The sequence below is a fragment of the Nonomuraea sp. SBT364 genome, from assembly GCF_001083785.1.
Classification (GTDB): domain Bacteria; phylum Actinomycetota; class Actinomycetes; order Streptosporangiales; family Streptosporangiaceae; genus Nonomuraea.
In genome coordinates this window covers 17,837-37,506 of record NZ_LAVL01000007.1, presented here as the reverse complement: position 1 = coordinate 37,506, position 19,670 = coordinate 17,837, and the positions used below count along the sequence as shown (strand labels likewise).

17 protein-coding genes are annotated in these 19,670 nt (G+C 72.5%); 7 read left to right on the top strand and 10 right to left on the bottom strand.

Features of this window, described 5'->3' with window-relative positions; genetic code table 11:
- The first annotated feature begins 3 nt into the window (after positions 1-3).
- Positions 4-459, top strand: a complete 456-nt coding sequence (locus ADY59_RS05600) for a GatB/YqeY domain-containing protein (protein WP_049558540.1) — start codon at positions 4-6, stop codon at positions 457-459.
- Between the two features lie 142 nt (positions 460-601).
- Here the strand turns inward: ADY59_RS05600 and ADY59_RS05595 are convergent, their stop codons facing one another.
- Complete coding sequence (locus tag ADY59_RS05595; protein WP_049558538.1) at positions 602-2,857, bottom strand: transglycosylase domain-containing protein; 2,256 nt, start codon at positions 2,855-2,857, stop codon at positions 602-604.
- A 242-nt stretch (positions 2,858-3,099) separates the two neighbouring features.
- Here ADY59_RS05595 and ADY59_RS05590 point away from each other — a divergent pair, with 242 nt between their 5' ends.
- Positions 3,100-3,396, top strand: coding sequence for a WhiB family transcriptional regulator (locus ADY59_RS05590; protein ID WP_020542548.1), 297 nt, complete (start codon positions 3,100-3,102; stop codon positions 3,394-3,396).
- Between the two features lie 34 nt (positions 3,397-3,430).
- On the opposite strand, the gene ADY59_RS05585 is transcribed toward ADY59_RS05590, so the two are convergent.
- A complete protein-coding gene (locus tag ADY59_RS05585) occupies positions 3,431-4,558 on the bottom strand; it encodes an ArsA family ATPase (protein WP_049558533.1) in 1,128 nt (375 codons plus the stop codon).
- Positions 4,555-5,556 (bottom strand): ArsA-related P-loop ATPase, encoded by a 1,002-nt coding sequence (locus ADY59_RS05580; protein ID WP_049558530.1) that lies wholly within the window; start codon positions 5,554-5,556, stop codon positions 4,555-4,557. Before ADY59_RS05580 ends, ADY59_RS05585 begins: the two co-directional genes overlap by 4 nt.
- Positions 5,557-5,634: 78 nt before the next feature.
- Here ADY59_RS05580 and ADY59_RS49645 point away from each other — a divergent pair, with 78 nt between their 5' ends.
- The 4 genes from ADY59_RS49645 to ADY59_RS05565 are packed head-to-tail and all read left to right on the top strand — an operon-like array spanning position 5,635 to position 7,897.
- Positions 5,635-5,790, top strand: a complete 156-nt coding sequence (locus tag ADY59_RS49645; RefSeq protein WP_156325316.1) for a DUF4177 domain-containing protein — start codon at positions 5,635-5,637, stop codon at positions 5,788-5,790.
- A complete protein-coding gene (locus ADY59_RS05575) occupies positions 5,787-6,245 on the top strand; it encodes a RidA family protein (protein WP_049558529.1) in 459 nt (152 codons plus the stop codon). Before ADY59_RS49645 ends, ADY59_RS05575 begins: the two co-directional genes overlap by 4 nt.
- Positions 6,246-6,293: 48 nt before the next feature.
- Positions 6,294-7,109 (top strand): NUDIX hydrolase, encoded by an 816-nt coding sequence (locus tag ADY59_RS05570; RefSeq protein WP_049558526.1) that lies wholly within the window; start codon positions 6,294-6,296, stop codon positions 7,107-7,109.
- Complete coding sequence (locus ADY59_RS05565) at positions 7,106-7,897, top strand: MBL fold metallo-hydrolase (RefSeq protein ID WP_049558525.1); 792 nt, start codon at positions 7,106-7,108, stop codon at positions 7,895-7,897. Before ADY59_RS05570 ends, ADY59_RS05565 begins: the two co-directional genes overlap by 4 nt.
- Here the strand turns inward: ADY59_RS05565 and ADY59_RS05560 are convergent.
- Positions 7,879-8,610, bottom strand: a complete 732-nt coding sequence (locus ADY59_RS05560) for a Crp/Fnr family transcriptional regulator (protein ID WP_049558522.1) — start codon at positions 8,608-8,610, stop codon at positions 7,879-7,881. The two genes, ADY59_RS05565 and ADY59_RS05560, sit on opposite strands and share 19 nt — an antisense overlap.
- An 82-nt stretch (positions 8,611-8,692) precedes the next feature.
- Between ADY59_RS05560 and ADY59_RS05555 the strand changes: the two genes are divergently transcribed.
- A complete protein-coding gene (locus ADY59_RS05555) occupies positions 8,693-12,874 on the top strand; it encodes an FtsK/SpoIIIE domain-containing protein (RefSeq protein ID WP_049558520.1) in 4,182 nt (1,393 codons plus the stop codon).
- On the opposite strand, the gene ADY59_RS05550 is transcribed toward ADY59_RS05555, so the two are convergent.
- The 6 genes from ADY59_RS05550 to ADY59_RS05525 are packed head-to-tail and all read right to left on the bottom strand — an operon-like array spanning position 12,875 to position 19,656.
- Positions 12,875-13,516 (bottom strand): hypothetical protein, encoded by a 642-nt coding sequence (locus ADY59_RS05550; RefSeq protein ID WP_049558518.1) that lies wholly within the window; start codon positions 13,514-13,516, stop codon positions 12,875-12,877.
- On the bottom strand, positions 13,513-17,832 hold the full coding sequence (locus ADY59_RS05545) for a DUF6531 domain-containing protein (RefSeq protein WP_053174461.1): 4,320 nt from the start codon (positions 17,830-17,832) through the stop codon (positions 13,513-13,515). Before ADY59_RS05545 ends, ADY59_RS05550 begins: the two co-directional genes overlap by 4 nt.
- A gap of 4 nt (positions 17,833-17,836) precedes the next feature.
- Entirely contained in the window at positions 17,837-18,133 is a 297-nt protein-coding gene (locus ADY59_RS05540) for a WXG100 family type VII secretion target (protein WP_063780567.1), read from the bottom strand.
- 5 nt (positions 18,134-18,138) lie between these two features.
- Positions 18,139-18,729, bottom strand: coding sequence for a hypothetical protein (locus tag ADY59_RS05535; RefSeq protein WP_049558512.1), 591 nt, complete (start codon positions 18,727-18,729; stop codon positions 18,139-18,141).
- On the bottom strand, positions 18,722-19,366 hold the full coding sequence (locus tag ADY59_RS05530; protein WP_156325313.1) for a hypothetical protein: 645 nt from the start codon (positions 19,364-19,366) through the stop codon (positions 18,722-18,724). Before ADY59_RS05530 ends, ADY59_RS05535 begins: the two co-directional genes overlap by 8 nt.
- Positions 19,363-19,656 carry a hypothetical protein gene (locus ADY59_RS05525; protein WP_049558507.1) on the bottom strand — a complete coding sequence of 98 codons (294 nt, stop codon included), beginning with the start codon at positions 19,654-19,656 and terminating at the stop codon, positions 19,363-19,365. The genes ADY59_RS05530 and ADY59_RS05525 overlap by 4 nt, the downstream gene beginning before the upstream one ends.
- Positions 19,657-19,670 lie beyond the last annotated feature (14 nt).

Genomic DNA, 19,670 nt, shown 5'->3' with positions numbered 1-19,670 from the left:
CGCATGAGCGCATTGAAGGACAAGCTGAAGGCCGATCTGACGGCCTCGCTTAAAGCCCGGGACGAGGTACGTCTCCGGACGATTCGGATGGCACTGGCCGCCGTGAACGTGGAGGAGGTCGCCGGCAAGGCGGCCAGGGAGCTCTCCGACGCGGAGATCGTCAAGGTGCTGACCCGTGAGGCGAAGAAGCGGCGGGAGGCGGCGGAGGCGTTCGGCAACGCCGGGCGCGCCGAGCAGGCCCAGGCGGAGCTCGACGAGCAGGCGGTGCTGGAGGAGTATCTTCCGGCGCAGCTCTCCGACGAGGACCTGGCCAAGCTCGTCGACGAGGCCGTCGCCGAGACGGGCGCCTCGGGGCCGCAGGCCATGGGGCAGGTCATGAAGGTCGTCAACCCGAAGGTGGCCGGCCGGGCCGAGGGCGGCCGGGTGGCCGCCGCGGTCCGCGCACGACTGGCGTCCTGAGCGACCCGACCGGGCCAGGGGCCTCGATGGGCCCCGAAACGTTCAGGGGCGGCCAGGGAGCGGGAGGCGGACCGGGGAAGGCGGCCTGGGACGGCTGTGGACGGCCGTGAGGGGCCTCCGGCGGGCGCCGGAGGCCCGTGGGCTAGTTGCGGGCGGGCATGAGCGGGTTGTCGCGCCAGTCGCCGTTCTGGCCGCGGTCGTCGCCGTTGCCGAAGCCGTCGCCCCGCCGGTCGTCGAACAGGTCGGACGGGTCGTCGATGACGGGACCGTCGTCGTCGTCGCCCTTGTCCTTCTTCTTCGGCTTGGGCGCGCACTCGTCGGTGCAGCCGCCGAAGCGGGACTGGTCGACGGAGTGGAACTTGGCCGCCTCGACGCCCTTGAGCGCGGCCATCATCGAGTCCTTCCAGATGGGCCCGGAGATCGACGCGCCGTACACGTACCCGTAGTAGCGTCCGCCGATCGTGACGCCGACGAGGTCGTGGGCGAACGCGCCGCGCGGGTCGCCGAGGCTGACGGCGGAGGCCAGGTTGGGGGTGTAGCCGGCGAACCAGGCGGCGGTGTAGCCGTCGGTGGTGCCGGTCTTGCCCGCGGCGTCACGGCCGATGCCGCCGACCCCGGTCATGGTGCCCTTGGTGAAGACGCCCTCCAGGACCGCGCTGACGGCGTCGGCCACCTCCTCGTCCATGACCTGCGAGCACTTGGGCTTGAAGCGCATGACCTCGCCGTAGCGGTCCTTGACCTCGGTGACCGCGAGCGGCTGGCAGTATTTGCCGCGCGAGGCGAAGACGGCGTAGGAGTTGGCCACCGTCACCGGGTCGACCTCGTTGATGCCGAGCGTGAAGGTCTCGAACTCGCGCAGGTCGTCACCGTCGGCCCGCTTGAGCCCGAGGCGCTTGGCCAGCTTGACCGTCTTGCAGAGGCCGACCTCCTGCTCCAGCCGCATGAAGAACGTGTTGACCGAGCCCCAGGTGCCGGTCTGCAGCGTCTTGAAGCCGCCGCCGCCCTCGCTGGAGTTGCGCACCTGGTGGCTGGGGTCGCCGACGTTCTTGCCCTTGCAGTTCTTGAAGGAGCTGTAGCTGGAGGCGGTGTAGCCGGCGGGCGAGGGGAAGCCGTCGCCGAACTTCAGCCCCTCCTCGAGCGCCGTGGCGAGCGTGTAGGCCTTGGCCGTCGAGCCCTGCTGGAAGCCGGGGCCGCCGCCGTGGGCGGCGTCGGCGACCAGGTTGTAGCTGATCTCGTTCTTCTTCTTGCTGTTGCCGAACTTGCGCGAGGCGGCCATCGCCTTGATCTCGCCGGTGCCCGGCACGATCATGGCCTGGGCGGCGACGGGCTTGTCCTTGGGGCTGACGTACTTCTTGATCGCCTTTTCGGCGGCCTTCTGCATCTTCGGGTCGATCGTGGTCTTGATCTCCAGGCCGCCGCGCTGCAGGAGCTTGAGGCGGTCCTTGGCGGTCTTGCCGAAGTCCTCGTTGAGCAGGATCTCGTTCTGCACGTAGAGGCAGAAGTACGGGTAGTCGCTCTCCTCGCAGCCGCCGGGGAACGGGATGTCCTTCCAGCCGAGCTTCTTGGCCTTGGCCTCGTCGGCCTCGGCCTTGGTGATGGTGCCGATCTCGGCCATCCGGTCGAGCACCACGTTGCGCCGCTCCAGCAGCAGTGCCCGGGACTTGGGGCCGACGTTGGGGTCGGTCCTGGCCGGGTTCTGGACGGCGCCTGCGAGGGTGGCGGCCTGGGCGAGGCTGAGCTTGTCGGCGGGTTTGTCGAAGAAGCGCTTGGCGGCGGCCTGGATGCCGTGCGCGCCGGCGCCGAAGTAGGCGATGTTCAGGTAGCGCTCGAGGATCTGGTCCTTGGTGTACTTCTGCTCGATCGCCATGGCGTAGCGCAACTCGGCCAGCTTGCGGGAGATCGTCGGGGCGATGGCCGCGGCCTGATCCTCGGGCGTCTCGGCCGCGTTGACCAGAACCTGCTTGACGTACTGCTGTGTGATCGAAGAACCGCCCTGGGTCACGCCGCCGGTGGTAAGGTTCTTGATCAGTGCCCGGGTGGTGCCCTCGATGTCGATCGGTCCGTGCTGGTAGAAGCGGAAGTCCTCGATCGCGATCAGGGCCTTCTGCATGATGGGCGCGACCTTGTCGAGGGTCACCGACTGGCGGTTCTCGAAGTAGAACTGCGCGATCTGGTCGCCGTTGGCGTCGAGCAGCACCGTGCGCTCCGAGAGCGGCGGCTCCTCCAGATCCTCGGGCTTGAGATCGAGCATCTCCATGCCGCTCTTGGCGGAGACGCCGGCGCCGCCGACAGCGGGTAGCGCCACGGCTGCCGCCAGCACGCCCGCGGCCGATCCGGCCGCGATCAGCTTGATGACGTTCAGGATCGGCGAGGAACGATCTTTGCCCTGAGCTTGCACAGTACCAAGGGTACGTCGAAAGGGTGACCTTATCGGTAACACGACTGCATTTCGCCTTGACTGACGGGGGTGACTAGTCATTCCCGGTCAAGAGTCCAGCGAGAATTTGGTCCTCTGGGGTCTGTCGGCCCGAAGGTCTTGTTGCGTACGTTCTCCTCTGCGGCAACTGAATACGGAGGCTCGGCGCCCGCGCCCGTCGGCCCCAACTGACGACTGACCACCTAAGGGGAGTGGGGTCGAAAATGTGGATCACGGATTGGACCTCCCGTGCCGCCTGTAAAGGTGCGGATCCTGACGCTCTGTTCGTCCAGGGAGCCGCCCAGAACAGGGCGAAGCTCATCTGCCGAGGATGCCCCGTCCGTACCGAATGCCTCGCCGATGCGCTCGACAATCGCATCGAGTTCGGGGTGTGGGGCGGTATGACCGAGCGGGAGCGGCGAGCGCTGCTCCGGCGGCGTCCGGACGTCGACTCGTGGCGCGAGCTGCTCGAGTCGGCGAAGGAAGAGTACGAGCGCACCAACGAGCTGATCGCCGGCTGAGCCGGCCCGGGAGCGCGGCCGGCCGGTCGCGCTCTCAGCCGTTCGCCAGGAGCTCTCCGACGCGTCGCAGGCCCGCCAGGTCGTGCACGTCCTCGGTCATGGCCGCCACCTTGGCGATGGGCACCGTGGGATGGGCGCCGATGAAATGGTCCTGCTCCCGGTGTTCGCGAGCGGCGAGCTGCATCCTGCCCGTGTGTAGCCGCAACACGGCAGCGGTCAGCTCGTGCTCGCCCCGGGTTTCCAGGTCTTCCGCCGCGGCGGCGCTCCGCACTCCCGAGAGCGTCGCCGCCGGCGATTCGTGCACCCGGTTGACGACCAGGCCGGCGAGCGGCATCCGCTCCTCGGCCAGCCGCTCCACGAAATAGGACGCCTCTCGCATCGCGTCGCGCTCCGGCGCGGCGACCACGATGAAGGCGGTGCCCGGGGCCTGGAGCAGCTTGTAGGTCAGGTCGGCGCGCTGCCTGAACCCGCCGAAGACCGCGTCCAGCGCCGACACGAACGTCTGCAGGTCCTTGATCACCTGCGCGCCCAGCAGCTTGGTCATCGCTCCGGCGACGATCCCGAACCCGGCGTTGAGCAGCCGGAACGCGCTGCGCCCCCCGGCCTTGGCGGGCGCGGTGAGCAGCTTGATGAAGCGACCGTCGAGGAAGCGGCCGAGCCGTTCCGGCGCGTCGAGGAAGTCGAGCGCGGACCGCGACGGCGGCGTGTCGACGATGATCAGGTCCCATTCGTCGGAGCGGCGGAGCTGGCCCAGCTTCTCCATCGCCATGTACTCCTGCGTGCCGGAGAAGCTCGACGACAGCGACTGGTAGAACGGGTTCGACAGGATCTGGCGGGCCCGCTCGGGGTCGGCGTGCGCCTCGATGATCTCGTCGAACGTGCGCTTCATGTCGAGCATCATCGCGTAGAGCTGGCCGCCGCTCTCGCCCTCGCTGACCAGGCGCGGGGTGTTGTCGAGCTCGGTGAGGCCCATCGACTGGGCCAGGCGGCGGGCCGGGTCGACGGTGAGCACGACCGCGCACCTGCCGCGTTCGGCGGCGCGCAGCCCCAGGGCGGCGGCCGTGGTGGTCTTGCCGACGCCGCCGGAGCCGCAGCAGACGATGATCCGGGTGCCCCGGTCGTCGAGGATCGCGTCGATGTCGAGGGTGACGGACTTCTTCACGCTGCTCCCTGGGTGCGGATGCTCTCGGCCAGCTCGTACAGCCCCGCCAGGTCCACCCCGTCGGTGAGCAGCGGCAGCTCGTAGCGCGGCAGCGTGGAGGCGGCCAGCGACTCGCGTTCGGCGCGTTCGAGCTCGGTGCGTCGGGCGTGCTCGACGACCTCCTCGGCGAGCGCCTCGGCCAGGGAGCCGGCGTCGGCGCCGTCGGCCAGGCCGGCCGCCTTGAGGCCGAGCGCGAGTTCGCCGACGTCGAAGCGGCCCTTGACAGCCATGTCAAGAGCGGCCTGCGGGAGGAGGGACTCGCGCACCATGTTGATGAAGATTCCGCCGGCAGGGAGGCCCGCGCCGGCCAGATCGGCGACGCCGTCGAGCGTTTCCTGGACGGGCATCTCTTCCAGAAGCGTCACGAAATGTACCGCTGTTTCCGGGCTTTTCACGACGCCGTGTACCAAGTCGGAATGGCTCTTGATCGGGCCGACCCTGGCCAGCCCGGCGACCTCCTGGGTGACGTTCAGGAAGCGCGTGATGCGGCCCGTGGGCGGCGCGTCGAGCACGACCGCGTCGTACACCCGCCTGCCGTCACGTCCGCGCCGGCGCACGGCCTCGGTGGTCTTGCCGGTGACCAGCACGTCACGGAAGCCGGGGGCGACGGTGGTGGCGAAGTCGACGAGGCCCATCTTGGTCAGCGCCCGCCCCGCCCGGCGCATCCCGTAGAACATCTCCATGTATTCGAGCATGGCCTCTTCGGGGTCGATGGCCAGCGCGAACACGTCACCCCCGGAGGGCGCCACGGCGATCCTGCGCTCCTCGTAGGGCAGCGGCGGCAGGTCGAAGATCTGCGCGATGCCCTGCCGGCCCTCCACCTCCACGAGCAGCACCTTGCGGCCGCCAGAGGCGAGGGCGAGGGCGAGGGCCGCGGCGACCGTCGTCTTGCCCGTGCCGCCCTTGCCGGTGACGACGTGCAGTCGCACGCCGTCCCAGTCCGTGTCCGGAGAGTCCACGACTTCGAGGCTACCGAACGGTCACTTGTCGAAAGCCCGCGACCACCGTTTGAGATTGCTCACACTACGCTGAGCTCCATGAAGAAATGGGAGTACCTCACCGCCCCGGTGCTGATCCACAACACCAAGATGATCCTGGACAACTTCGGCGCCGACGGCTGGGAGCTGGTCCAGATCGTGCAGGGCGCGACGCCCGAGCAGCTGGTCGCCTACTTCAAGAGGGAGAAGGCATGAGCCCCGAGCAGAAGATCGCGGAGCTCGGCCTGACGCTCCCCGAGGTCGTGGCCCCGCTGGCGGCCTACGTGCCCACGGCCCGCACCGGCCAGCTCGTCTACACCTCGGGCCAGGTCCCGATGGTCGAGGGCAAGCTGCACCAGACCGGCAAGCTGGGCGTCGACCTGGGCGTCGACGAGGGCCGCGCGCAGGCCCGCATCTGCGCGCTCAACGCGGTGGCCGCGCTCAAGGCCGAGCTCGGCGACCTGTCCAAGGTGAAGCGGATCGTCAAGGCCGTGGTGTTCGTGGCCAGCGCGCCCGACTTCACCGAGCAGCCGCAGGTGGCCAACGGCGCCAGCGAGCTGCTGGCCGAGATCTTCGGCGAGGCCGGCAAGCACGCGCGCAGCGCCGTCGGCGTGACCTCGCTGCCGCTCGACGCTCCGGTGGAAGTGGAGCTGATCGCGGAGGTGTCCTGAAGGTCCGATATGTCACCATGACCGAGTGATGTTCTAGAAGGAGGTCATGTGGCTGGACTTCGGCTCCCCGACGAGCTCGCCGAGCGGGCACGGGGCATCATCGCCGGACATGTCGACCCGGCCCCGGCGCGGGACGCCGCCACGGTGGCGATCCTGCGCCAGGGCCGGCCGGACGGCGTCCAGGCTTATCTGCTGCGCCGCAAGGCCACGATGGCCTTCGCGGCCGGGGCGTACGTCTTCCCCGGCGGCTCCGTCGATCCGCGTGACACCGACCAGGCCGTGGCCTGGGCCGGGCCCTCGCCGGCCGAGTGGGGCCGGGTCTTCGGCGCGGACGAGGCGGTGGCCAGGGGGCTGGTGTGCGCCGCCGTGCGGGAGACGTTCGAGGAGTCGGGCGTGCTGCTCGCCGGTCCGGGGCCCGACTCGGTGGTGGCCGACACCACCGGCGACGGCTGGGAGGCCGACCGGCTGGCGCTCATCGACCGCGACCTGTCCTTCGCCGACTTCCTCGCCGCGCGCGGCCTGGTGCTGCGCTCCGACCTGCTCAAGCCGTGGGCGCACTGGATCACGCCGGAGATCGAGGTCAGGCGCTTCGACACCCGCTTCTTCGTGGCCGTGCTCCCCGATGGCCAGCGCACCCGCGACGTCGGCGGCGAGGCGGACCAGGTGGTCTGGCAGCGCCCGGCAGAGGCGGTCGAGCTGGCCGACCGGGGCGAGATCTTCCTGATGCCGCCCACCCGCCAGACGCTCGCCGAGCTGGCCGGGCACGACGGCGTGGCGTCGGTGCTGGCGGAGGAGCGGGAGATCGTCACGATTCTGCCGAAGGTCGTGGAGGTCGGCGGCGAGTGGCGGCTGGTGACGGGATGAGCGGCCTGCACATCCCGATCGGCACCCCCGACGGCTCGCGCACCGACCACGCCGAGAACCTGCTCGCGCCCAACCCGTCGGCGATGACGCTCGACGGCACCAACACGTGGGTCATCGGCGGCGGCGAGGAGGTCGTGGTCGTCGACCCGGGTCCCGACGACGAGGCGCACCTGCTGCGGGTCCGCGACCATCTGGGCGGGCGCCGGGTGCGGGAGATCCTGCTCACCCACGGCCATTTCGACCACAGCGGCGGCGCCCGGCGCTTCGCCGGGCTCGTCGACGCTCCGGTACGGGCCCTCGACCCGCGTCACAGGCTGGGCACGGAGGGCCTGGCCGACGGTGACGTGGTGACCGTGGCCGGGCTGGAGATCCACGTGTACGGGACTCCGGGCCACTCCTTCGACTCGCTGTGCTTCTGGCTGCCGGCCGACCGGGCGATGCTGACCGGCGACACCGTGCTGGGCCGGGGCACCACGATCGTCGCCGAGGACGGCGGGCTGGCCGACTACCTGCGCAGCCTCGACCGGCTCAGGGCGGCGGCGGAGAGCCTGGAGGCGCGGGCGCTGCTGCCGGGGCACGGGCCGGTGCTGCCCGACCCGATCGGCGCGCTCGACGGCTACATCGCGCACCGGCGCGAGCGGCTGGACCAGATCAGGCAGGCGCAGCGGCAGGGCGCGCGCACGCCGAGGGAGATCGTGAAGATCGTCTACGCGGACGTGGACCGGTCGCTCTGGCCCGCCGCCGAGATGTCGGTGCGGGCCCAGCTCGACTATCTGGAGCGGTTGTAGAGCCGGTCCATGTCGAGGATCACCACGGCCTTGGCCTCGATGCGCAGCCAGCCGCGCTGCGCGAAGTCGGCCAGCGCCTTGTTGACCGTCTCGCGGGAGGCGCCGACGAGCTGGGCCAGCTCCTCCTGGGTGAGGTCGTGGTGGACGCGCAGGCCGTCGTCGGTCTTGGTGCCGAACCGCTCGGCCAGGTCGAGGAGCTGCTTGGCCACCCGGCCGGGCACGTCGGTGAAGACCAGGTCGGCCAGCACGTCGTTGGTGCGCCGCAGCCGCTGGGCGAGGGCGCGCAGCAGGTGGAGCGCCACCTCGGGGCGGCCGGTCAGCCAGGGGCGCAGGTCGTCGTGGCCGAGCCCGGCCAGCCGGACGTCGGTCAGCGCGGTCGCGGTGGCCGTGCGCGGGCGCGGGTCGAACAGCGACAGCTCACCGAACATCTCGCTCGGCCCGAGGACGCTCAGCAGGTTCTCCCGCCCGTCGGGGGAGGTGCGGGACAGTTTGATCTTGCCGTCGAGGACGACGTAGAGCCGGTCGCCCGTCTCGTTCTCGTGGAAGAGCGTCTGCCCCTTGGCCAGCTGCACCTCGGTGATGCTCGTCCGCAACGCCGCGGCGCTCTCGCGATCGAGCGCGGCGAACAGAGGGGCTTTGCCCAGCACATCTTCCGTGTTCACGCGTCCTCCTCTGCTGCCATTGTGACTCACCCCACTGCATGCGGCACACATAGGTTACTCGTACCCTTTCGTGCGCCCGACCTTCGGCTAGATTCAGGCATAGGAGCGGTCCGATCCCCCAGAGAGGGGATTTATGATCATTCGGCTGACGGTCCGGGACCCGGCTCTCGCCGCCGAGCACGACGTCGAGGTGACGGCCGAGCCCGACACCCCGATCGCCTCGCTGCTGCGCGCGCTCCCGGTGCCCGTCGACGGGCGGCCGTGCTTCGCCGGGACCGTCAAGCTCGATCCGGACGCCACGCTCGCCGCGGGGCCGATCGTGTGCGGATCGGTCATCAGCGTGGGGGAGCCGGAGCGGATCCGGCCGTGGCGGCCCATGGCGGCGGCGGGGGCCGTGCGGGTGTTCGCCGGGCCGGACGCGGGCCGGGTGATCTGGCTCAGCCCCGGCAACCACGTGATCGGCAGGCAGCACGGCGACATCACGCTGCCGAGGGACCAGCGGGTGAGCGAGCGCCACGCCTTCCTGGAGGTGTCGTGGACGGGCGAGGTCACAGTCGTCGACCTCAACTCCGGCGGCGGCACGCGGGTCGACGAGGTGCTGATCGAGGGGCCCGCGCCGCTGCGGCCGGAGGCCGTGCTGCAGGTCGGCGAGGACCGGATGCGCTGGGCGCCGCTGCCGCCCGGCCGGCTGCGCGCCACCCGGGGCTCCGACGGGCACATCGACTTCGACAGGGCCTTCGCACCCTCGCCCGCGGTCCCCGCCGAGCGCATCACGCTGCCCAGGAACGAGGCCGCGCCGCGCAACTTCATGGTCCAGTTGCTGTCGTCGCTGATCCCGCTGCCGATCGCCGTCCTCATGGCCGTTTTCCTAAAAAGTCCGTACTTCTTGTTGTTCGGGCTTCTGACGCCGATCACGTTCTTCGGCACGCAGTGGGCCGAAGGGCGGCAGCGCAAGCGCAAGGAGCGCGAGTTCGCCGAGCGCCAGAGGGAGACGGCCGAGCGCGTCCGGCGGCACGTCGTGCGGGAGCAGTGGCTGCGTCACCTGGTCGCGCCCGACGAGGTGGACCTGACCGTCGCCGCCACCCACGAGGGGCCGGGGCTGTGGCCGCGCAACGCCGACTCCGCCGACGGGCTGACGCTGCGCGTGGGCGTGGCGGACGAGCGGGCCACGATCGAGTTCAGCGGCGAGCCGTGGCCGGGGTTCGAGGAGCCGACGCTGCGCGGCGTCCCGGTCACCGTGGACCTGCGCGAGATCGGGGTGCTCGGCGTCATCGGGCCGCCGCCGTCCAAGGACGCGCTGCTGCGCTGGCTGCTCGTCCAGCTCGGCACCCTGCGCGACCCCGACGAGCTGCGGCTGGTCGTCATCACCGCGTCCGGCGGCGAGCACCTGGCGTGGACGCGCTGGCTGCCGCACCTGACCTCGGACGCCGTGCCCTGCCTGGTCGGCAACACGCCGCGGACCAGGACCGAGCGGGTCGACGAGCTGAAGGACGTGGTCACCGAGCGGCTGAAGGCCGTCAAGGCGTCCCGCGAGACCCGCTTCGGCGAGGAGATCGTCGTCGTGCTCGACGGCGCGCGGGCGCTGCGCGACATCCCCGGCATGAAGGAGGTGCTGCGCGAGGGGCCGTCCGTCGGCGTGTACGTGATCTGCGCCGACCAGCGCAGCCTCAACGAGTGCCGCGGCGTGTGCGAGCTCGACGGCACCCGGCTCATGCTCACCCGGGGGCGGCAGGGGCTGCCGATGCCCGTCCAGCCCGAATACCTCGGCGAGGAGGCCGCGCTGCGCATCGCCCGCGCGCTGGCCCCGATGCGCGACCGGCTCACGCTGGCCCGCGCCGAGAACGCCATCCCGGCCGCCGTCCGCCTGCTCGACGTGCTCGGGCTCGGCGTGCCCGACGCGGGCGCGGTGGTGGCCCGCTGGACCGCGCACCCCGGCCCCACCACCCGCATCGCCATCGGCGGCGACGGCACCGGCCCCGTCACCGTCGACCTGGCCGCCGACGGGCCGCACACCATGCTCGGCGGGGCCACCGGGGCGGGCAAGAGCATCCTGCTGCAGACGCTGGTCACCTCGCTGCTGCTGGCCAACCGCCCCGACGAGCTGAACCTGGTGCTCGTCGACTTCAAGGGCGGCAGCGCGTTCCTGCCGTTCGAGCACTGCCCGCACGTGGTCGGGCTGATCCGGTCCACCGGCGACACCGCCGCCGACGTCTTCGACGAGGCCGCCGCCCTGCGCGTGCTGGCCTCCGTCCGCGCCGAGGTGCGCCGCCGCGAGGCGATCCTGGCCCGGTACGGGGGCGAGATCGACGCCTACTGGGCCGCGGGCGGCAGGCTGCCCAGGCTGGTCATGGTCTTCGACGAGTTCGCCCGGGTCCTGGAGACCTCGCCCGACTTCTTACGCGAGCTGGTCAACGTCGCCGCCAAGGGCCGCTCGCTCGGCATGCACCTGGTGCTGGCCACCCAGTCGCTGCAGGGCAAGCTCTCGCCCGAGCTGAAGAACAACATCTCGCTGCGCATCACCCTGCGCCAGAACGAGCCCTCCGACAGCACCGAGGTCCTCGGCGTGCCCGACGCCGCCGCGATCCCGTCCCGGCTGCGCGGCCGGGGCATGATCATGCGGGTCGGCGCCGAGCAGCGCACCCCGCAGCTCTTCCAGACCGGCTACCTCGGCCACCCGCCGCCCACCGGCGCCACCCCGGCCACCGCCCGGCTCGTCCCCTGGCCGGCGCTCGGCCTGCCGCGCCCGGAGCTCGCCGGCGACACCCCGCGGGGCAGCCGCACCGACCAGGACCTGGCCATCGAGGCCGTGGTCGCCGCCGCCGGGCGGATCCGGCCGGAGCCGCCCTTCCGGCCGCTGCTGCCCCCGCTGCCGGCCGAGCTCCCGCTCGCCGCCCTGCCGCCCGCCTCCGGCGTCGCGTACGGGCTGGTGGACGACCCGGTCAACCAGGCGCAGCCGGCGATGGCGCTGGACCTGGCCGGCACCGAGCGCCTCATGGTCGCCGGCGGCCCGCAGTCCGGCCGTACGACCTTCGCCCGCACCCTGATCAGCAGCCTCGCGAACGGGTGCGATCCGGGCGCGGTGTGGCTGTACGTGATCGAGAACCAGCCGGGCGGGCTGACCGGCTACGAGGCGCTGCCGCACTGCGGAGCCGTGGCCTCGGCCGCCGAGCCCGACCGGGTCCGCCGCATCGTCACCTGGCTGGCCGCCGAGGCAGAACGCCGCAAGGTGGCCCGGGTGTCGCCCGGAGCGCGGCCCGACCCGGCGATCGTGCTCGTGGTCGATGGCTGGGAGTGCTTCGAGGACCGCGGCAACCCGGACTTCTTCGAGTCGGCCCTGCTGGTGACCGTGCGCGGGCTGGCCGCGACCGGGCCGCCGGTGGGGGTGCACGTGGTCGCGATCGGCGGCTACGACATGCTGCGCGGCAAGACGCCGGACATCTTCTCGCAGCGGCTGTTCCTGCCGTTCCCGCGCGAGGACACGCGGCGGGCGCACCTCACCTCCGGCATGGTCTCGCCGCCGGTGCTGCCCGGCCGCGCCATCGAGGCGGCCACCGGGCTGCACGTGCAGGTGTGCCTGCCGCCGCCGTCGCTCACCCCCGTGCCCGCGTCGGGGGTCACCGCGCGGGCGTTCCCCCCGCTGCCGGCCGTGGTGCCCCTGGACGGGCTCGCCGGCGTTCCCGGCGTACCGATCGGCGTGGGCGGGCCCGAGGTCGCGCCGGTGGCCCTCGACCTGTTCGACGCCGGTCCGCACCTGGTGCTGGTGTCGGGCCCGCCGGGGTCCGGGCGCAGCAACGCGGCCCTGGTGCTGGCCCGCGGGCTGCGGCGGGCCGGCGTCGAGGTGCTCGCGCTCTCACCGCCCCGCTCGCCGCTGGCCCGCGCCCTGCCCGGGGTCCTCACCGGCGCCGCCCTGGCCGACGCCGCCCTGCGCGAGGCGGCCGAGCCCTACGAGGGCCGCCGCCTGGCCGTCATCGTGGACGACTTCGACCAGCTCACGGTGACGCCGTCGGAGAAGAACTTCGAGACGCTGCCCACCCTCCTGCAGGAGATCACCGCCATGTCGGAGCTGGGCCGCCGCGCCCTCATCCTCTGCGGCGACGCCCTGCCCGTCCTCGAAGGCCAGCGCCGCTCCCTGTCGGGGGTGCTCACCGAGACCCTGCGCTCCGGCGCCCGCCTGCTGCTCACCCCGGCCGGCCGCGTCATCGCCCGCGAGCACGGCCTCACGCTCGAACCGGACCAGTACTTCACCGGGCCGCCCGGACGCGGCTACCTGTCGGCGTCCCGCCGCGTGGACCTGGTACAACTCGCCCAGGCGTGATCATCCTTGGTCGCATTCGGCGAGGCCCCGCCGGATCCTGAGCACCAGGCCGGCGGGGAACCACGAGTCCAGCTCGATCGAGCCGGCCAGCATGCGCAGCACCGCGCACCCGGTGCCGGCGTCGGGTCCGGAGAGCAGGTCGAGGGCCGCTTCGGCGAGGAGGTCCGGCGGGGCCAGGTCGTCCGTGTCCCCCCGGACGGCGAGCTCCGCGCAGACGCGTTCGGCCAGCTCGGCGCCCTCGCGCGGCCGCCCCATGCGCAGCAGCGCGGCACACCGGATCTCGTCCATGCGCACCGAGCGCCAGTGCAGGTCCTCCCGGTCGAAGTAGTCGCGGTCGACCGCCGCCGCCGCCTCGCCGGCCTCGGCCGCCCTGCCCGCGCTCATCCGGGCCTCCGCCAGGTGGACGAGGATCCAGCCGGTCTCCGGCGCCGACTGATCCACCGCCCGCAGCGCCTGGTCCGCCCGCGGGAGGTAGGCGGGGTCCTGCTGGGCGAGCATGGCCAGGGCGACCCCTCTGGCGAGAGGGTCCCGGCCGTCGTCCAGCAGAAGCGCGTCGGTGAGCATCCGCGCGCGCTCCTCACCGTAGGGAAGCCCCACCGCTTCGTTGATCAGCTCTTCCGGCGATCCGGCTCGTTCGTTCAACGGCCCCTCTGCATTCCGTGTCGCACTCCCTTGCCCCGGGCCTCCCAGCGCTGGGCCGTCTCGAGGAGCTGGTCGTTGATCTCCGGCAGGTATCCGTTCTCCCGGACCCGGCGGCGGAGTTCGCGCGCACCGGCCAGCAGCCCGGCGTCGTGCTGCCCGGTCTCCGTCGCGCCCGCCCTGGTGCGGAACATGTTGCGGGCCTCCCTGGCCTCGGCGGCCGCGAACGAGTCGGGCGACATCCATTTTCCGCCCTCGTACGGCATCAGGCCCAGCGGATCGAGCCGCGTCGTCGGATTGCTCACGTAGGCGTGGTGGTCCGGCCCGGCCAGGAGCCCGAGCGGGTCGGGGCTTCGGTACGAGTGCGCGGCCGGATCGTAGTGGCGGAAGTGGTTGTAATGCAGCCCCGATTCCTCGTCGGCGTACTGGCCGGGGAAGCGCAGGGGGCAGTCGGCGTCCCCGGAGACGGATTCGAAGGAGCTGCCCCACAGGGTGTGCCGGGCACGCCAGGCCAGGTCGCCGCCGGGGGTGACGAGTTCGGACGGCGTGCCGACGAGGTCGGTGGCGATGGCGTAGAAGCGCTCGTCCACCCACTCCTGGGGGGCGTCGCGGAGGGGGTGGCGCTCGGTCTGGGTGAGGGGGCGGAAGGTGCCCGGCTCCCAGTCCCAGGAGGTGGCGTTGCCCGCCTGGAGCTGTTCGGCAAGGACGGTGCCGTCCCAGACGAAGTCCACGCGCCCGGTGCCGTCGGCGCGCTGCTTGGCGATGCGGCGGCCCAGCGGATCGTACAGGTAGTGCCAGCGGGTGCCGTCGGGCGTGGTGACGCCGGTGAGGCGGTCGTCGGAGTCCCAGGTGTAGTGCCAGGTGCGGGGCCTGCCGGACAGCGACTTCTTCTGGCGGAGCGTCGTACGCCCCTGCGCGTCGTGCTCGTAGCGGACGCGGCCGGCGCGGCTGATGCGGGTGCCCGCGTAGGCGCGGGGACCGTCGGCGTCGGCGGGGGAGGGCCAGGAGGCGTGCGTGACGCGGCCCGCCTCGTCGTAGGCGTAGCGTTCGGTCCAGCCCGTCCCGGTGACCGAGGTGACGCGGCCCAGCGGGTCGAGGTCGTAGCGGCGGCTGCCGGCGAGCAGGTCGTCCACGCGGGTGAGGTGCCCGTCGGGGCGGTAGCTGTAGGCGCGGCGCTGGACGGGACGGCCGCGGCCGGCCAGGAGGGTCTGGGCGCGCAGGCGGGAGTCGGGGTCCCACTCGTGGGTGAGGGCGACGGCGGTGCCGAGGTGGCGGGCGGTCTCGCGGCCCGCCTCGTCGTAGGTGAAGTAGAGGGCGTGACCCGCCGTCCGGAGCGACAGGACCCGGTCGCGGGCGTCGTAGTCCCAGGCGCTCTCCGCGCCCGACGGGGTGCGGCGCAGCACGCGACGGCCGGCGGCGTCGTAGGAGCTGGTGACGGTGCGGCCGTTGCAGGTCTCGGCGAGGACGCGGCCGTGCGCGTCGCGGGTGAGGCGCAGGTCGGCGTCCGGGTTCCGGGCGCTGATCAGGCGGCCCAGGGGGTCGTGGGCGAACGTGGTGACGCGGTCGCCGGAGCGCTGCTCGGTGACGCGGCCGAGCGCGTCGCGGGTGTAGCGGGTCGATTCGCCGGCCCCGTTGACGCGTTCGACGAGGTCGCCGGTGGCGTCGCGGGTGTAGGACAGCGTGCGGCCGTCGAAGTCGGTCTCGCCCGTCAGGTTGCCCGCCGGGTCGTAGGCGTAGTGCCAGGCGTGGCCGCGCGGGTCGGTGACGGTGGTGAGGCGGAGTTCGGTGTCGTAGCCGAACTCCAGCCGGGCGCCGTCGGGCGTGACGCGGGCCACGGGCAGGTCGAACGGGCCGATCTCGACGCGGGTCGTCTGGCCTAGCGCGTCGACGTGCTCGATCAGGTTGCCTTCCGCGTCGTACCGCCACCGCTCGCTCGCGCCGCTCGGGAGGGTACGGCCGGTCGGCCGGCCCTCGACGGACCAGGTGTAGCGGGTGGTCGCGCCGAGCGGGTCGGTGATCGCGGTGATGCGGCCGAACGCGTCACGCTCGTAGCGCGTGATGGCGCCGAGCGGGTCGGTGACGGCGATCGGCAGGCCGGCCGGGTCGGTGCGGATCGTGTGCGTGTGGCCGAGCGCGTCGGTGACGGCGGTCAGGTGGCCGTGCTCGTCGTAGGCGTGGTCGCGCCCGGTGAAGGCGTCGGCGGTGAGGTTGCCGCGCTCGTCGTGCGCGCGGGGCCAGACGACGCCGTCGAAGTCGGTGACGGCGTCGTCGGCGATCAGGCGGCGGGCGCCGTCGGGCCGGGTGATCGCGGTCAGCTCGCCGGTGGCGGAGTAGTCGTAGCCGCTGGTGCGGCCGAGCGCGTCGGTGCGGGCGAGCAGGTGGTCGTGCCGGTCCCAGGTGTAGCGGGTCTCGTTCCCGAGGGGATCGGTCTCCCGTACGACCTGGAACAGCTCGTTGTAGTGATATGTCGTGACGTGGCCCAAGGAGTCGCGCGCCCGGGTCACCCCGTCGTCGTAGTCCAGCTCGACGTCGAACACGCCCGCCTTGCCCGACCCGCGCACGCACCGCCCCTGCTCGTCGTAGTCGTAGGCGTACCAGGTCCCGATCCGGTCCGCCCAGCGGGTCAGGCGCCCCGCGGAGTACGTCAGCCGCAGCGGCACCCCGGACGAATCGGTCACCTCGACCAGGTCGCCCGACTCGTACCCGTAGGTGAGCAGCGTCTGCCCCGCCCCCCGCAGCCTGATGGACGCGACCAGCCCGTCGTGCGTCTCGATGTCCAGGTGGTAACCCCCCGAGTGCACCACCTCGGACGGCAGTCCCTCGGGGGTGTAGCGGAAGTCGATCCGGTTCCCGTTGCGGTCGGTGACGGCGGTGACCGGCACCGTCCCGAGGTCGCCGAAGAAGCCGGAGAAGTGCGTGGTCAGCCCGGTCGCGTGGTCGGTCACGGTGTACGACCCGGCCTGGCGGCGCAGCTCCAGCAGCGGCCCCCGCTCGGGGTGGACGGCCCGGTCGTCGTCGGGATGCGGGAATACCAGCAGCGCCCCGGAAGCCGTCGCCAGGCACACGCCCGCGTCGTCGATCTCCAGCCGCTGATCCAGCGTGGAGCTCCAGGAACGCCCGAACCAGCGGCCCGAGGCGTAGTCCGACAGATGGGTGCGCTCCAGCACCAGCGGCAGCACGCCCGGCAGCTCGACGTCGCGCTGCGGCAGGATGACCACCCCGGTCGGGAAGTGCACGGGGTCGTCGCTGAACGCCTGCTTGTTCTTCGTCCAGGCCGACCCGGCGGCCGTCGAGCCGCGCCCCTTGGCGGAGCCCGCGGCCGCGCGCAGGGAGCCGGCCCGCGCGCCGGGCCCCGCCAGCCTGCCGCCGCCGCCGCCGCGGATGGCGGTCGCCGCGCCACGCAACGCCGCGCCGCCCTTGGCCAGCAGGCCGGCGGTGCGCCCGCCCGGGATGACGCCGAGCGCGTCCAGCGCCACCTGACCGAGCGTGGCCTTGCCCTGGCGGTACTTGTTCAGCGTGTTGCCCAGCACCACCGCGCTCGCGGCGACGGCGACCCCCGCGAGGATCACCCCGGCCATCCCGCCGGTGCCGATGACCAGCACGATCACCCCGGCGACCAGCGCGACCTTGCCGGCGAAGTCCACGAACGCGTCCCACGACCGGAACGGCGCGCTGACCGTGTCGAGCGCCTTCTGCAGCCACGTCCGGTTCTTGATGCCGCTGCCTTCGAGCGCCCGCTCGATGTGCTCCACCGCGCGGTTCTCGGCGTCGCCGCGCAGCCGGGCCGCCTCGTCGGCCAGCCTGCGCGCCCGCGCCCGGTCGGCGTCGGCGTTGCGCGCCCGCTGGACGGCGGGCCGTACGGAGGCCTGCACGGCGGGGTCGGCGGCGCTGACGGCGGACTCCAGCTCGGGCAGCCCGCCGGTGGCGCCCGGCAGGCTGGCCTGGATCTCCCGCAGCGCGCCCTGATACTGCTCGGCCGCGGCCGTGCCGTGCCGCAGCGCCGCGCTCGCCTGGCTCCTGGCCCGTTCCAGGTGGCCCGCGTAGGTCATGAGCGCCTCGCCCGCGCCTCCGTAGGCGGTGCCGAGCTTGGCGACCTCGCCCGGCAGCTCGCCGAGCGCCTCCCGGTACGAGGTGGCGTAATCACCCCGCATCTTGATCGCGTCGCTGCCGGACGCCACGCCGGCCAGCTTGCGGCTGCTGTCCACGGCCAGCCGGGCCTCGTCGAGCAGCCGGCCGGCGAGCGCGCGGACCTGGGCCGGGTCGCCCGGCGCGGGATCTCCCGGCAGGCCGAGCACGTCCCATCCGGCCGGCATGCTCATGGCGTCACCCTCCCGAGCTGAGCGAGGCGTCGAGCTCGCGGTGCTTGGCGATCGCGGTCTTGAGGAACTGGCTCATGCCGTCCAGCCCCGCCATGACCTGCTTGGCCCCGGTGTTCCACTGCTCGTAGTCCTGCTGGAACTTGCCGGAGGCCCGCTCGGTGACGAAGTCGCTGCCGACGAGCTGGTCGATCATCGACTTGAGCTGGGTCAGCCTGCCTTCGATGTCTTCCTTCTCCTGGTTGAGACGGTTGGCGCTGCTTTCCACCTGAGGGAAGCTCAAGTGGTGGGTGCCACCTGCCATGAAACTCACTCTCCTCGCGTTCTCTTCTGGTCGGACCAGGCCAAGGTGGCGCTGATCGCGTCGAACAGGTCGAGCATCGGCTCGGCCAGGCCGGGGTGCGGGCTGGACAGCACGAGGTCCAGCACGCCGCTCCCGTCGGGCGTGGGGACGAGGGTGTGCATGACGACGGCGCCGTGCTCCACCCCGCTGACCCGGACGGCGCGGCCCGCCGGAAGGTCGGCGACCCGCACCTCCCGCCAGTCGGGCGAGTCCTCGCGGGGCGCGACCGCGACGACGCCGGACGCGATCGCCTCGACGGTGTTGCCCGCCGGGTCGGGATGGCCGCCGGTGTGGAAGGCCAGCAGCGTGGCCATCACCGTGTCGCCGCCCTCCTCGTGGTCGGTCATGGCCGCGCCGTACACCGCGCCGTGCCGCGCGGCCAGCCCGGCGACCTCCCGCAGCAGCTTCAGCAGCGTCGGCCGGTGCGGCCGGAGCGCGGGCGACGCCGCGATCCGCGCGTCCACGGCCCTGGCCAGGTCGGCGGTGCGCCCGGCCCGCCACACGTCGAACTCGTACCAGGTCTCCGGCACCCGCACGGTGAAGCCGTGGTCAGCCATCGGCCATCCCCTCGAAGAACGCGTCCACGGCCTCGGGCCGCAGCGTGATGCCGTACGTGGTGACGTCCCGGCCGGGCGTGAGCCGGGGCGCGGGCTCCGCCACGCCGTCGAAGCTGACGGCGCCCACCTGCCGGCCACCGGGCAGCACGATCCAGCCGCCGACGATCTTCGAGCCGCGCACCTCCCGCGTGGCCCGGTAGAGCCCGGACGGCTTCTTCACCACCGGGGCGGTGAACGCCCAGGTGTCGTCGCCGGCGCCGAGCCTGCCTGTCGCGCGGCCGTCGCGAAGTCTGGCCTCCAGCGTCCAGCTCTTGTCCTTGCCGCCGGACAGGCTGGCCACGTTGCCCCGAGCGGTGCCCTTCATCCAGGTCTCGCGCCGGCCGTCGCAGAAGTAGCCGACGGCCCTGCCGTTCCTGATCGACAGCGCCACCAGCCCGCCGGCCACGCGACCGGCGAAGTCGGCCTTCCTCGGGGTCGGGTCCGACGGCGCCGGCTCGGGGGCAGGCGTCCGTGAGATCGACGCGAGCGGCTTCACGGCGGGCCGTTCCGCGCCCGCCAGCGCGAACACCAGCGCGGCCACGCCGGCTCCGAGCAGCACGCCGGTGAGCACGCCGAGCGCGAGCGGTGACTGCCTCATGACGCACCCCCGCCCGAGGTGGCCAGCGCGTCGGACAGCGAGCCGTCGAGCGTGCCGGTGCCCTGGACGAGCGCGTCGAGCATCGCCGTGGCCCGCTCCAGGAGCTGGTCCATCTTCTCCCGGTTGTCCGAGGACTCCGCGAAGAACCTCCGCAGCGCGGCGTCCACCTTCTCCGAGCCGGTCCCGCCCTCCATGCCCAGCCCGCCGCCGTCCAGCGCGGCCCGGATCGCCTTGAGGTTCCCCGACACGCTCGCGGCCTCCGTACGGTCGACGGAGAACTCCTCTGCCATGGCCCTTCCTCCCC

What these genes read in the sequence shown, in the direction of transcription:
- ADY59_RS05545 (WP_053174461.1), bottom strand. Translation starts at nt 17,832, where the DNA reads ATGAGCATGCCGGCCGGATGGGACGTGCTCGGCCTGCCGGGAGATCCC.
- ADY59_RS05560 (WP_049558522.1), bottom strand. Translation starts at nt 8,610, where the DNA reads ATGTGTGCCGCATGCAGTGGGGTGAGTCACAATGGCAGCAGAGGAGGA.
- ADY59_RS05555 (WP_049558520.1), top strand. Translation starts at nt 8,693, where the DNA reads ATGATCATTCGGCTGACGGTCCGGGACCCGGCTCTCGCCGCCGAGCAC.
- ADY59_RS05535 (WP_049558512.1), bottom strand. Translation starts at nt 18,729, where the DNA reads ATGGCTGACCACGGCTTCACCGTGCGGGTGCCGGAGACCTGGTACGAG.
- ADY59_RS05530 (WP_156325313.1), bottom strand. Translation starts at nt 19,366, where the DNA reads ATGAGGCAGTCACCGCTCGCGCTCGGCGTGCTCACCGGCGTGCTGCTC.
- ADY59_RS05590 (WP_020542548.1), top strand. Translation starts at nt 3,100, where the DNA reads ATGTGGATCACGGATTGGACCTCCCGTGCCGCCTGTAAAGGTGCGGAT.
- ADY59_RS49645 (WP_156325316.1), top strand. Translation starts at nt 5,635, where the DNA reads ATGAAGAAATGGGAGTACCTCACCGCCCCGGTGCTGATCCACAACACC.
- ADY59_RS05575 (WP_049558529.1), top strand. Translation starts at nt 5,787, where the DNA reads ATGAGCCCCGAGCAGAAGATCGCGGAGCTCGGCCTGACGCTCCCCGAG.
- ADY59_RS05600 (WP_049558540.1), top strand. Translation starts at nt 4, where the DNA reads ATGAGCGCATTGAAGGACAAGCTGAAGGCCGATCTGACGGCCTCGCTT.
- ADY59_RS05540 (WP_063780567.1), bottom strand. Translation starts at nt 18,133, where the DNA reads ATGGCAGGTGGCACCCACCACTTGAGCTTCCCTCAGGTGGAAAGCAGC.
- ADY59_RS05565 (WP_049558525.1), top strand. Translation starts at nt 7,106, where the DNA reads ATGAGCGGCCTGCACATCCCGATCGGCACCCCCGACGGCTCGCGCACC.
- ADY59_RS05525 (WP_049558507.1), bottom strand. Translation starts at nt 19,656, where the DNA reads ATGGCAGAGGAGTTCTCCGTCGACCGTACGGAGGCCGCGAGCGTGTCG.